This window comes from Aliivibrio finisterrensis, from assembly GCF_008933155.1.
GTDB classification, from domain to species: domain Bacteria; phylum Pseudomonadota; class Gammaproteobacteria; order Enterobacterales; family Vibrionaceae; genus Aliivibrio; species Aliivibrio finisterrensis.
In genome coordinates this window covers 1-427 of the sequence record NZ_WBVP01000099.1, presented here as the reverse complement: position 1 = coordinate 427, position 427 = coordinate 1, and the positions used below count along the sequence as shown (strand labels likewise).

Sequence of the window (427 nt, the reverse complement as noted above, 5' to 3'; positions counted from 1 at the left end):
AACTCGTCGCTATCTCTGTATAAAAGATAGGGAGTTCTGGTTTTTCGCCGGATTCGCTCTTTATCTCTACTTTAAAAAGTAGAAACAAAATAATACCAAGAACACTTGAATGTGTTTTTAATTTCTTTATCTAAGATAAACAAAAGATATTAAGAACTTTTAAATTTTGATTTAACTTAATTTCAGCACTTAGCTGTAATTAAGCTGAATCAGTCAGCTTTCCAAATTGTTAAAGAGCGATTTCACGCTTATGCGTGTAACCATTTTTAAAGACTCTCAAAGAGAGAATACTTAAAGATGGTATCCCGTAGGGGAGTCGAACCCCTGTTACCGCCGTGAAAGGGCGGTGTCCTAGGCCTCTAGACGAACGGGACACTGGATACTCTAAATTAAAACCATATTAATCTGTGTGAACACTCATAAATCG

Annotated in this window: 1 tRNA gene; it reads right to left on the bottom strand. The window is 36.1% G+C overall.

What is annotated here, in order from left to right:
• Nucleotides 1-298 precede the first annotated feature (298 nt).
• A tRNA-Glu gene (locus F8B77_RS17375) sits at nucleotides 299-374 on the bottom strand.
• Between the last annotated feature and the right edge of the window lie 53 nt (nucleotides 375-427).